At 43.5% G+C, this 12,391-nt stretch carries 11 protein-coding genes and 1 tRNA gene; 4 read left to right on the top strand and 8 right to left on the bottom strand.

What is annotated here, in order from left to right:
- The first annotated feature begins 176 nt into the window (after window positions 1-176).
- A complete protein-coding gene (locus AB8P72_RS02690; RefSeq protein WP_369957942.1) occupies window positions 177-1,838 on the top strand; it encodes a deoxyribodipyrimidine photo-lyase in 1,662 nt (553 codons plus the stop codon).
- A 59-nt stretch (window positions 1,839-1,897) separates the two neighbouring features.
- Here AB8P72_RS02690 and AB8P72_RS02685 read toward each other — a convergent pair whose 3' ends face one another.
- A complete protein-coding gene (locus tag AB8P72_RS02685) occupies window positions 1,898-2,146 on the bottom strand; it encodes a hypothetical protein (RefSeq protein ID WP_193030628.1) in 249 nt (82 codons plus the stop codon).
- A gap of 156 nt (window positions 2,147-2,302) precedes the next feature.
- Window positions 2,303-3,049: a DUF4230 domain-containing protein gene (locus tag AB8P72_RS02680; protein WP_193030627.1), complete on the bottom strand. Its 747-nt coding sequence runs from the start codon at window positions 3,047-3,049 to the stop codon at window positions 2,303-2,305.
- 661 nt (window positions 3,050-3,710) lie between these two features.
- Here AB8P72_RS02680 and AB8P72_RS02675 point away from each other — a divergent pair.
- Entirely contained in the window at window positions 3,711-5,429 is a 1,719-nt protein-coding gene (locus tag AB8P72_RS02675; protein ID WP_193030625.1) for a proline--tRNA ligase, read from the top strand.
- 101 nt (window positions 5,430-5,530) lie between these two features.
- On the opposite strand, the gene queF is transcribed toward AB8P72_RS02675, so the two are convergent.
- From queF to AB8P72_RS02655, 4 genes are all read right to left on the bottom strand, one after another.
- Window positions 5,531-6,418: an NADPH-dependent 7-cyano-7-deazaguanine reductase QueF gene (queF, locus tag AB8P72_RS02670; protein WP_193030623.1), complete on the bottom strand. Its 888-nt coding sequence runs from the start codon at window positions 6,416-6,418 to the stop codon at window positions 5,531-5,533.
- A gap of 66 nt (window positions 6,419-6,484) precedes the next feature.
- Window positions 6,485-7,258: an ABC transporter permease gene (locus tag AB8P72_RS02665; protein WP_068408525.1), complete on the bottom strand. Its 774-nt coding sequence runs from the start codon at window positions 7,256-7,258 to the stop codon at window positions 6,485-6,487.
- Window positions 7,259-7,389: 131 nt separating this feature from the next.
- Window positions 7,390-8,337 (bottom strand): ABC transporter ATP-binding protein, encoded by a 948-nt coding sequence (locus AB8P72_RS02660; protein WP_068408527.1) that lies wholly within the window; start codon window positions 8,335-8,337, stop codon window positions 7,390-7,392.
- A gap of 387 nt (window positions 8,338-8,724) precedes the next feature.
- Complete coding sequence (locus AB8P72_RS02655) at window positions 8,725-9,405, bottom strand: cytochrome c5 family protein (protein WP_193030622.1); 681 nt, start codon at window positions 9,403-9,405, stop codon at window positions 8,725-8,727.
- Between the two features lie 371 nt (window positions 9,406-9,776).
- Between AB8P72_RS02655 and AB8P72_RS02650 the strand changes: the two genes are divergently transcribed.
- Window positions 9,777-9,853 (top strand) — tRNA-Arg (locus AB8P72_RS02650).
- Between the two features lie 162 nt (window positions 9,854-10,015).
- Here the strand turns inward: AB8P72_RS02650 and AB8P72_RS02645 are convergent.
- Window positions 10,016-10,381: a hypothetical protein gene (locus AB8P72_RS02645; RefSeq protein ID WP_193030620.1), complete on the bottom strand. Its 366-nt coding sequence runs from the start codon at window positions 10,379-10,381 to the stop codon at window positions 10,016-10,018.
- A gap of 35 nt (window positions 10,382-10,416) precedes the next feature.
- Between AB8P72_RS02645 and AB8P72_RS02640 the strand changes: the two genes are divergently transcribed.
- Window positions 10,417-11,217 (top strand): NAD-dependent deacylase, encoded by an 801-nt coding sequence (locus AB8P72_RS02640; protein WP_193030618.1) that lies wholly within the window; start codon window positions 10,417-10,419, stop codon window positions 11,215-11,217.
- Window positions 11,218-11,311: 94 nt separating this feature from the next.
- Here the strand turns inward: AB8P72_RS02640 and AB8P72_RS02635 are convergent, their stop codons facing one another.
- The gene (locus AB8P72_RS02635; RefSeq protein ID WP_193030617.1) at window positions 11,312-12,310 is read right to left on the bottom strand and encodes an adenosine deaminase; all 999 of its coding nucleotides are present in this window, start codon (window positions 12,308-12,310) and stop codon (window positions 11,312-11,314) included.
- Window positions 12,311-12,391 lie beyond the last annotated feature (81 nt).

Genomic DNA, 12,391 nt, shown 5'->3' with positions numbered 1-12,391 from the left:
TTGATAGATTGGCTCGAATACATAGACGACGATAAATATTGATTGCCAACGCTAAAAAGCGAATATGATGATTTGTTAATTGAATGGCAAATCCATTGCATCCAAAAACTTATCCTAGCATACTTTTATTCACAGTTTTGTTTATGATTGCGATTGATTAATATAGGAAAGGTGGAATGTCTAAAACGGTGGCGGCAACGTCTCAGCACATTGCTAGCAATAATACGGCGAGTGCAAACCCTGCACATTATTTAATGTGGTTTCGTCGTGACCTGCGAGTTCATGACAATACGGCATTGGCAGCGCTTTGCGAGCGTGCAAATGAAGATAATGCGCGAGTCAGTGCTATTTTTTTTATGACGCCTGAACAATGGCATGCACATGATATGTCACTCACCCAGCTCGATCATATCGCCCGTACCTTGCCACTCTTAGCAACCTCTTTGCAAAAACACTTAAATATCAACTTAACCGTCCAGCTCTGTGCCAGCTTTTCTGACTGTGTTGAGACGCTAAGCACGTTGTGTGAGGTAAATGATATCGATGTTGTCATGGCAAATCATGAGTACGAAGGTAATGAGATTGACCGCGACCAAGAACTAATAAACCAACTTGCTAAATCCGATATCGAATTTATCCGCTGGCACGACCAATGTATCTTGCCACCAAAAACCATTACCACCAATGACGATAGCATGTATCAGGTCTTTACCCCATTTTATAACAAATGGCGGCATACTTTAGATGTTAGCAGCTTACAAATGCACCAAGCCATGGCGGTAAACTATCAGTCAAAAATCAGCCAGTCAAAAACCACCCTAAAAACTGCAAAAGACAGCGCTCATACTGTTAAAGACATAGAAAAACTCAGTAAAAAAGCCGTCGAAGATTATCAAAAACGGTTAGAGACTGCCCTAGCGTATCAGCACATTGATTTTGGTGCTCAGCTTGAGCAAGCTAGAACGGCTTATCCAGCGGGTGAAGTGGTTGCGTGTCAACGTTTAGAGGATTTCATCGCTGACGACATTGATAACTATGACATCAACCGCGATGTACCAAATTTGCAAGCGACCAGCCAGCTATCAGCCTATCTCACTATCGGGGCAATTAGCCCAAGACTGTGCTATTTGCAAGCCACAAAAGCATTAGAGAGATTAGAGGGTAATGATAACGACAATTTCGATAGCTTTGATAAGTCAGGTAAGCCTGATAACAATGACATTAACCGCTGGATAAGTGAGCTGTCGTGGCGTGACTTTTATCGTCATGTTTTAGATGATAAGCCCGAGCTGATTCGTCATAAAGCTTATAAAGAAGAGACAGATAATAAAATTAACTGGTCATATAATCAGGATGATTTTAAGGCATGGTGCACAGGCATGACAGGCGTGCCATTGGTCGATGCGGCCATGCGCTGTCTCAATGCGACCGGATTTATGCACAATCGCTTGCGGATGGTGACGGCGATGTTTTTGACCAAGGATTTATTAATAGATTGGCGCTTGGGTGAGCGCTACTTTATGAAGCAGTTGATAGATGGGGACTTTGCGTCCAATAATGGCGGCTGGCAATGGAGCGCGTCAACAGGCACAGACTCCGCACCTTACTTCCGTATTATGAACCCTTTTAGCCAAGCTAAGAGTCATGATGCTGATGCATTATTTATTAAGACTTGGCTGCCAGAATTAAAAGACGTGCCAAGCAGTATTTTGCATAGTGAAGATAAAATGCGTAAAGCGCTCACAAAGGGCGGTCAGTTTGCTGACATTGCTTATCCTGTGCCGATGGTTGAGCATAAAGTAGCCCGGCAACTGGCGATTGCTGAATTTAAAAAATAATGATTAATCCAAAAGCGCCCACAGTTAAAAAACGACGCTGACATTTTTAGTAAAAAGCGCTAGTTGTCTACTTGAGTCACCTTTTGTGGCGTACTGCCAGTTTGTACCAAACTGCTTTGTGCTGCACTATCGATATCGATAGCTGACTTTACTATTCGTGTCTGAATGGTATAAATAGCATACGCAAGACAAGTAAAGCTTATGATGAGCAGCACCCACGTCGCAAAAGGTAGCGATTCTTTTGCTTTAGGCTGCTTGATTAATTTGCGTTTCTCATGAACGGAGGGCTGATTATTGGAAGTTGTCATATACGCCACCTCTTATATCATATAAGCTTATTTCAACGACAGTATTTATAAGGCTGTCGTTAATGATAAATAATTCCTGCTATATAATATAGTAACCCTATTGCCAATAAATTCAAGCAACATCTGTTAAGTAGCGTAGTGGTTCGTTAACCCAATTTAAGTATTAGCCGTTGGCATTTGACACGCGCCTGCGCCCTGCGTGGAGACCGTTACCACAGCACCGGTCAATGAAAACAACTGCTGCAATTGGGTTTGCGCATTTTCTAATGCTAAATTCATCACATCACCGCGGCAAGCACGCTCAAGCACTTCTTTTTTCGCCATACTTTGCGCTTGTTGCAAGACCTTTGGATCGACCTGCATCATACCAAAAGCGCCCGTCTGCCAATCATAGATTTCGATATCATCTAGATAAACAGAAAATATTTCTGACGGCGGCAAGGTGATATTGATTTGCGGCATCATTGAGACAGGCGTATTAGCATCAGCTTCCTGCAGCTGTTCAACATCAATCTCTGGCTGCACCACCTGTACCATCTCTGGCGTTAATGCACTCAAATCAATCCCTGCTTCTACGCGTCCGCGTGCAATAAATAAGCCCTTTTGCTCATCTTGCCACAGCTTCATCCAACTGCCTGGTTTTTGGCTAGTGATAACGGTATCGACACTAAACGCCACCGTCTCCAAACGATTTAATTTTTGGATTTGCATCACCACCCCTTCACGGGTAATGGTTTCTATCGGTTTTTCCTTAGTGAGGTTTTGCAGGCTATAAATCGCAAAAGCGAGCGCGGCAAGACCGATAAGCAATACCAGCCACGATAGCATCGAGATGGGTTTTTTCGCTTGCGGGCGCTTGGCATTATTCTTATCTACTGAAGAGTGGTTATCAGGGTTGACCATGTAAACTACCTCAAGGTTTTATATTAATTCTTATCAGCATAAAATTGCTAAATACTAAGCCTTTAATGCTATTTGTTTATAAGCATTTCAAGCAGTTACTACCATTCTCCTACATAATTGATGAGTTCGATGCCACTTTAAAAAATAGCTTTTGCTTCACTATTTATCCCTTTATTCTTTTATGTCCAAAATCTATAAACCGTGCTGCTTTATCAGCTAACTAAAATTTTATCTTTGAGTCTCCAAAATTGGTGGATTTTGAGTTCAAAAAACAGCTTATTTTTAGCATTATTATTGAGTTTAGCCACTGTTTAAGCTGAATCAACAAAAAGTCATTGCGTCTTAGGCGAACTTTACCTAACATAGTCAGATTGTATAAGCAAAATGTTGGCATGCACCCATTTTTCTGGCTTTTTTACCAAAAATATGACGCTGTCGATATGGATGTATTCATACAAAAATAAAAGTTTCACCCTTTTTGTAAGGCGTTTTATAAACGCACTTTCTAATAACGTGCTGCTTGTTGCAGTACTTTTTAGCTAGGCAGGTCCTAGACTATTACCAAGTGATAAAAGGTAAGCTTGCGTCGGCCATCAAAGCACACGCTAAATATCCTCCTATTTCTTATTTATTTTATCGTTGATAAGGTTCCGCTTTATTTATGAAAGCCAGTCAATTTTTGTTTGCCACGCTAAAAGAAACGCCCAGCGACGCTGATATCGCCTCAAGCCAACTCATGGTAAGAGCAGGTCTTATTCGTAAAATCGCTTCTGGATTGTATATCTGGCTGCCGATGGGTTTGCGCGTGTTGCAAAAAGTCGAACGCATCGTTCGCGAAGAGATGCAAAACGTCGGCGCTCAAGAAGTGCTGATGCCAATGACCCAGCCTGCCGAGCTTTGGCAAACGACCGGGCGTTTTAATGACTATGGTCCTGAGCTGTTACGCTTTAAAGACCGTCATGACCGCGATTTTGTCTTGGGTCCGACACACGAAGAAGTCATCACCAACCTTGCTCAAGGTGAGCTGCGCAGTTATAAGCAGTTGCCGATTACCTTTTTCCAAATCCAAGGTAAGTTTCGTGACGAGATTCGTCCGCGTTTTGGCGTGATGCGTGCGCGTGAATTTACCATGAAAGACGCTTACTCGTTCCACGCTGACCAAGCGTCTTTGGCAAAGACTTACCATGAGATGTACGACGCTTATACGCGCATCTTTACCCGTTTGGGTTTAGATTTCCGTGCCGTGCAAGCGGATACCGGTTCTATCGGCGGTTTTGCGTCGCATGAGTTTCATGTGTTGGCAGACAGCGGTGAAGATGATATCGCTTTCTCTGACGTTTCTGATTATGCAGCCAACGTTGAGCTAGCCGAATCGGTCAGCACCGCTGAGCGTCAGCCACCAAAAATGGAACGCGAAGACGTTTTAACAGAAGATATGACCAGCTGTAAAATGGTTGCTGAGCATCTAGGCGTACCGTTAGAAACCACGGTAAAAACCTTAATCGTCCATGGTCATACCGAAGATGATGAGCCGCAATTAATCGCGATTGTCTTACGCGGTGACCATCAGCTCAATACCATTAAAGCGGAGAAAATCGAAGAAGCCAATGTACCGCTAACGATGGCCTCTGATGAAGAGCTGAAAGCCGCTGGTTTGCATAAAGGCTATATCGGCGTTGATTTGGATATGCCCGTATTCGTCGATCGCTCGGCAGCGTCTTTGTCAGATTTTGTCTCGGGCGCCAATGAAGTCAATAAACATACCATCGGCATGAACTGGGCGCGTGACGCCAGCATTACCCGCGTCGTTGATGTGCGCAATGTACAAGAAGGTGATCCTTCTCCTGATGGTAAAGGCAGCCTAAAAATCAAACGCGGCATCGAAGTCGGTCATATCTTCCAGTTGGGTGATAAATACTCGCAAGCGATGAATGCAACCGTTTCTGGTGAAGATGGCAAGCCTGTGACCATGATGATGGGTTGCTACGGTATTGGCGTCAGTCGTATTATCGCGGCTGCTATCGAGCAGAACAACGATGAAAACGGCATCATGTGGCCACAAACGCCAAGCGTTAACGATTCAATTGCGCCGTTTGAAGTCGCTATCATTCCGATGAAGTCAAAAGAAGACACCGTCATGCAGACGGCGACCGCGCTGTATGAAGAGCTAAAAGCTCAAGGTGTTAACGTCCTACTTGATGACCGTAATGAGCGCCCGGGCGTGAAGTTTGCCGACCTTGAATTGATTGGTATTCCGCATCGTATCGTGGTTTCAGACCGTAACTTGGTTGAAGGCAAATACGAATACGTCAATCGCCGCGAAACGGAAAAGCAAATGCTGAGCCGCGAAGAAGTGATGGCAAAAGTAAGCGGCAAATAGTTTTTGATAAAACTTGCTCAATAAAAAGCGCCTATCTGAAACAGATAGGCGCTTTTTTATCATCTGAATGCTGCAAAACCAATTTAAACAAGACCATTACCTTACTGGCGAATCAAGCGGCTTGGCTGCGGTAATAGTTTTATGTCACTGACGCGGCAAGGATTGATATCGATACCGCCGCGACGTGTATACCACGCGCGCACCATCAGCTCGCTTGGCTCATAATATTTGCTTAAATCAGCAAATATCTGCTCGACACACTGCTCATGAAAGCCATTATGCTGACGGAAACTTAAAATATAACGTAACATGCTCGCTGCATCGACTACTTTATTACTAGTAATCGAAACCGCTAACGTCCCCCAATCGGGCTGATTGGTCACCGGACAATTACTCCGCAGCAAGTTAGAATAAAAAGTATAAGGCTGAGCAACTTCCGCCGTATTGTTGCTTGCTACATTATTATCATCTGCCTTGCTCTCTAGCAATGACGCGTCAGGATGTTCCGTTAGCGCGACTTTCTCGCTGCTATTGGCAAGTGCCTCATCAATACAGACGCCTTCAGGTTGAGCAATTAATAAGCCTATTATTCTATAGCTCAATTCATTATCTAAGCCAAATAACTCAACAGTTACCTTTGCCTGAACGCATGACGATAAGTCTTTAGCAATCAGCGCTTGTACTTCATTCCAACTAGCGAACTCGGTAAAGTTAATACTATTTAAATATAGTTTTAATGACTTTGATTCGACGATAAATGGCGAGCTGGCAGGAATAGCAAAGCGCGCAATAGCCACTTGTGAAACACCTTGTGCATTTAACCAAGACAGCTCAAAGGCGTGCCACCAATCGACGCCCACTGCTAGCTTATCATCTTGCCAGCCAATCACATCGCGCCCTAGATTGCGCGCTATTGGATAGAGTGTCTCGGGACTATACTCAGTCGGATAATCAGTGGTTTGTTCGCCCAAAATACCGTGAATACTCATGGCTACTTCCTAATAGTAAAACTGATGATATTTAAAATGTTAGAGATTATAAATACTCACAGCAATTTATAAACGAATACGCGAACCATCACTTAATAGTCGATAAGAGATGATATAAAAAATGACGCAAAAAGCAAAGATAGCCGCCATCGAATACCACACATTGACATCAGAATAGCCAAGGATACCGTAGCGGAAAGAGTTCACCATATAAACGATTGGGTTTAACAGCGAAATATTTTGCCAAAATGGTGATAAATTTTCCATCGAATAAAACACCCCGCCAAGATAGGTCAGCGGCGTCAAGACAAAGCTTGGAATAATAGAAATATCATCAAATGAGCGCGCAAATACGGCGTTGATAAAGCCGCCAAGCGAGAATAAAACCGAGGTGCCAATCACCGTAAATAGGGTGATAAATAAGTGCTCAATACCCAGCTTGGTAAAAAATAACGCCACAATAAAGACGATGACCCCAACCGCCAGTCCGCGGAAAATACCGCCACTGATATAACCTGTCAAAATAGCGTGCTTAGAGATTGGCGATACCAACAGCTCCTCAATGCTTGAGTGAAACTTGGCACTAAAAAAGCTCGAGACCACGTTCGAGTAACTATTAGTGATAATTGCCATCATAATCAAACCGGGCACGATAAACTGCATATATGGCACACCGCCCATCTCGCCCACGCGCGAACCGATCATTTTACCAAAGATGACAAAATACAGGCTCATCGTAATAACTGGCGGCAATAATGTCTGCGGCCAAATGCGTAATATGCGGCGAATCTCTTTAATCAGCAGGGTGCGAAAAGCAATCCAGCGTTGTGCGAAGTTCATGCGTTATCTCTCCTAAGCAGTCTACAGGCTAATATCAAAACGCTATCACGGCCCGCAGATTGCCTATATGGTTGCTATATTTATAGTGGTCTATTTATGTGGGTAAATCGAGAAATTATGAATAAAACAGCCTACGAGCTTAAAGGTTCATGCAAGCTTTTATCGACCAAGCGCATAAACAACTCTTCTAAACGGTTGGCTTTATTACGCATACTGGCGACCAAAACGCCTTGCTTAGACAACTGCTCAAAGACACCGTTTAGCGACTCCCCTTCTGTCAGGGTCACTTCAAGCGTTAAATCATCGGGTTGTAGCGTGTCAGTGACCCCTGTTAAAGCAATTTGTTTGGTCAATGGCGTTGCTAAATCAAAGACAAAAGTTTCGACCGATAACTGCGCAAGTAAATCCTTCATTTCCGTATTAATACGAATCTCACCGTGATCTAAGATAGCGATACGCTTACAAAGCTGCTCTGCTTCTTCCAAATAATGGGTGGTCAAAATAATCGTGGTATTTTCTTCAACGTTAATCTGCTGCATAAATTCCCACATCGAGCGGCGCAGCTCGATATCAACCCCAGCCGTTGGTTCGTCGAGTATCAATAGCTTTGGTTTATGAATCAAGGCGCGCGCAATCATCAATCGGCGCTTCATACCGCCCGATAGCTCGCGCGCTTTATTATCGCGCTTATCCCATAGGCCTAATGCTTTGAGCAGTTTTTCTGCTCGCGGTTTGGATTCTTTTGCTGCAATACCAAAATAGCCGGCTTGAGTAATCAAAATATCTTCAACTTTTTCAAACTGATTAAAGTTAAATTCTTGCGGTACCACGCCCAAAAACTGTTTGGCTTTTGAAGGTTCAGCCAATAAGTCAGTACCAAAGATATGCACACTACCCGCCGTTGGCTTAAACAGGGAGCTAATGATACCAATCATCGTTGATTTGCCCGCACCATTTGGCCCAAGGAGCGCAAAAAATCCACCTTGTGGCACTGTCAAGCTGACATCTTTTAATGCCGAAAACCCGTTGCCATAGGTTTTAGATAGGTTCTGAATAGATAGCGCTGGCACCTCAGACATGAATACCTCTTTAATAATGATGTATCTATAAAGGAATATAGAAGACGATTCGGGAAAAGTTAGTTTCTCTCATATTTGCTCTCGTCTCTTACGACGAGTCTAGTGTCTAGATGTGAGGCTCGCGGTCGCAGATTTCAACGTTAGGATGATATAACCACGATATTAATAATATCAATCGACGCCCACAAAAAAACGCCTACCTCATTAAATGAAATAGGCGCTTTATAAGCTTCTATATATGATTACTGATATCCGCAATACTGTAAAGTGCTCTCAATATATTTATATGTTAAAGGAGAATAATGATAGAAAAGCAAAGTAGGAGACGATAGCTACTTTACCGTCTCCTACTTTTTTCTATTGCTTTTTTACATATGGCACAGGCAATTAGCTTGCTTCATCAACCATATAATCCACTGCGCTTTGTACTTCTTCATCAGGGATATCAGCGCCACCTTTAGCAGGCATAGCGTTAAAGCCGTTGATAGCATGGGTATACAAGGTATCTTTACCTTTGGCGATACGAGGACCCCAAGCGCCAGCATCACCTAGCATAGGCGAGCCAAGTAAGCCTGATGCGTGACACGTTTGGCAGACAGCGTTATAAACGGCTTTACCATCACGCGGACCATCACCTGCTGCGGGCCCTGCAGAACGTGCTGTGACGTCGCATACTTCGTCGTCCTCAAAGCAGACTTTAGCCACCGGCTGAATACGAGCAATCAAGTTAGGATACAAAGCGATGAGCTTTTGTACTTGTGGCGTATCTTGCGGGATAGGCTCTTCTTCAGCGGCAGGTGCGGCAGCGGCTGTTGCTTCTTCAGCAGGTGCATCTGCATCGGTCGCGTCTGCTTGCGCATCTTCATCGGTAGCTGCAGCGCCATCGGTAGTATCAGCAGCAGCTTTGGTATCGTCACCCAATTTTTCAGGCAAGTTATCGACAACCTCTTGCCCTTCTGCGACATCAGATACGGTTACAGGCGTGTCTACAACACTTTCGGCTTGGCTCACAGCGATACTAGCGATTCCTAGAATGGCAGCTGCCGATAACATAACTACTTTTCTCATTCGTCACGTTCTCTTATTGCGTATACAAGGGCCGACACGACTTGGACACTCTGTTTGTCCTCCTTTGATAACCAAGCAGTTATCAATAGCAAACAGGCATCCCGCATACGGGCGCGCTTGTAATCGGTGATTATAAATATGAATTCTCCCTGACATTATAAGGGAAAAGACAGGTAGATTGCCATGCCTGTTTGCCGACTATGGTGTTTTTTCTTAAAAAACGCCAATAGCGGCCTTCATTCATTGGCTTTATGACTTTTATTTGTTAGACTAAGCGGTCTTAATTTTTAGACGCCTTTTCGTTCTAACGACAGCCAATTGCACTTATTTATACACGTCATCAGTTTATTGGATTTTAGTCGATCAATTATGCGCTCGTAGCTCAGTTGGATAGAGTATCGGTTTCCGAAGCCGAGGGTCGTGGGTTCGATTCCCGCCGAGCGCACCAATCATTATAATCAGTCGTTTTTTACCCTTTTCTAGTCCTACCTATTACCTCATAACACTTTAACGGCAACGCTTTGCGCTGTTAACTTCGGCCTATCATTGTGCGCTAACAACGATAAAATGTTGTATATAAAGTTGTTAAATCTATTTAATTTATAAAAACCTACTCTTCATCTTGCAAATTCGCTGTTAGCTGAGCGCGGCTGGGGACACGGTGATAATTAATCACGGGTACGTCTCCCAAACGACGCTGACCGGCGGCAAGCTTTTTATCAATGGTAATCATAGCCACTTTTTTATCTTGCTTGCTAATCAGTAAATGATTGGCTTTACGATTGACACGGTAGTCAGGAAAGTACTGCTTAACCAATTCTGCAGTTTTTTGTAGCGCATCATTGAGTGGTGTTTTTGCGCGCTGGGACTTTAGGTTGTGCTTATCGGCAGTTTTAGGCGCGCGCGATTTTGCCAATACCCATAGTCCGATGACAACCGCGAGCAATATGACAAGCCACCAAATACCATCTATCATAGAAGTCTATATCCAATCTTAAAAAGGGATGGCTCATGTTAACAGAATTATCACCTGCGTTAATAGCCGAAGTCGAGCGCGCTGCCAAATTGCTGGGCTCAAAACAGCGCATCTGTATTTTAACGGGCGCTGGGATTTCAGCAGAAAGCGGCATTCCAACGTTTCGAGATAAGCAAACGGGCCTTTGGGGAAATTACGTGGCTGAGGACTTGGCAACGCCTGAGGCTTTTGCTCGCGACCCAAAACTGGTGTGGTCATGGTATCAGTGGCGCCGGCAGTTGGTCGCTGAGAAAAAACCAAATCCTGCCCATGAAGCTTTAGCGCAGTGGCAATATCGTAGTCAATCTACCGAGCAGCAATTGACGCTCATTAGCCAAAATGTCGACGATTTGCATGAGCAGGCAGGTAGTAGCGTCACCCATTTACATGGCAATCTTTGGCAAAATCGCTGCAGTCAATGCGATGCGCCCTACCAAGCGCAATCTAGAGGCTCATATAGCAGTGCCGATACCCTAGATTATAGTGACACTTTGATTACTTGCCCGCACTGTGATGGCTATATACGCCCTGATATCGTCTGGTTTGGCGAAGCCTTGCCTGTACAAGCCTGGCAGACAGCGGAGGACGCGGCGGCCAATTGTGAAGTGTTTATGAGTATTGGCACCTCAAGTCTCGTTTATCCTGCGGCAGGTCTCGCACAATTGGCAAAAGATAATGGTGCCCAAATCATCGAGATAAACCCACATCCAACACCGAATACTATCGTTGATATTACTCTAGCAGAAAAGGCTGGAGTGGTCTTGCCGCTATTAGTCCAAAAAATTACGGCTATGTAATCAATTACGTTGAAAAGTGCCTAGCGAAAAAGAAAAGGCTTAACGATTTATATAACCGTTAAGCCTTAATCATTGAAAATATCTTTAATCACTTCTACCGGAGAGCAAGATCCACTTGCGCTAGGTATTTCTCTTTTAATTCATTATCTATAAATGAAGATCTAAAAGAGTTTTTTACCAAAGTAACGATATCATTTTCTGTCAGCGGTAGATGTTCACATATATTGATAAAGTTTTGATTCATATAGCCTTTAAAATAAGCAGGGTCATCAGAGTTGACGCTGACATTTAAGCCATAGTCTAGCAGCTCTTTAATATTGTGCTGTTTGTAACTCTCAAATACCTTGAGCTCAATATTAGAATTCGGGCAAACCGTCAGCGGCATTTGCTCGTCTTTTAGGCGTTGCATCAGCGCCGCGCTTTTTATCGATTGTACGCCGTGATCAATGCGACTGATTTGCAATAAATCTAACGCTTCATAAATATAAGAAAAATCTGCTTCTTCGCCCGCATGAGCGACCAGCTTAAAGCCCGCTTCCTTGGCCTTTTTAAACACTTCTTTAAACTTGGCAGGAGGATTGCCCAATTCTGAAGAATCCAGACCAACGCCGATAATATCGTCTTTAAATGCTAATGCTTGCTCTAAAGTCTCAAACGCCTCTTCTTGCGATAAATGGCGTAAAAAACACATGATGATACAAGAAGTGATGCCGTATTTTTCTTTGGCATCGGCAAGCGCTTCTTTGATACCAGTAATGACTGTCGCAAACTCAACCCCTCTTGCAGTATGAGTTTGCGGATCAAAAAATATTTCGGTATGGACGACATTATCTTCGACACACTTTAAAATATATTCCCACGTTAAATCATAAAAATCGTCTTTGGTAATCAGAACATTGGCGCCCGCATAATAGATATCTAAGAAAGTTTGTAGATTGGTAAAATTATAGGCGCGGCGGACGTCTTCGATATCGTTATAAGGGATAGCGATATTGTTCTTTTTCGCCAGTCTAAACATCAGCTCCGGTTCTAATGAGCCTTCGATATGTAAATGCAGCTCTGCTTTTGGCAATTTTTTTATCAGCTCAATCATGGTATTGGCATGGTCCTTTATCTAAATTTACTTGTTATTTCTTTAAGCGTTATTTTAAAAATGCTGTTAGTTTGAAAAATT

This window comes from Psychrobacter sp. CLB018 (assembly GCF_041222815.1).
Classification (GTDB): domain Bacteria; phylum Pseudomonadota; class Gammaproteobacteria; order Pseudomonadales; family Moraxellaceae; genus Psychrobacter; species Psychrobacter faecalis.
This window is presented reverse-complemented; position numbering and strand designations above follow the sequence as displayed.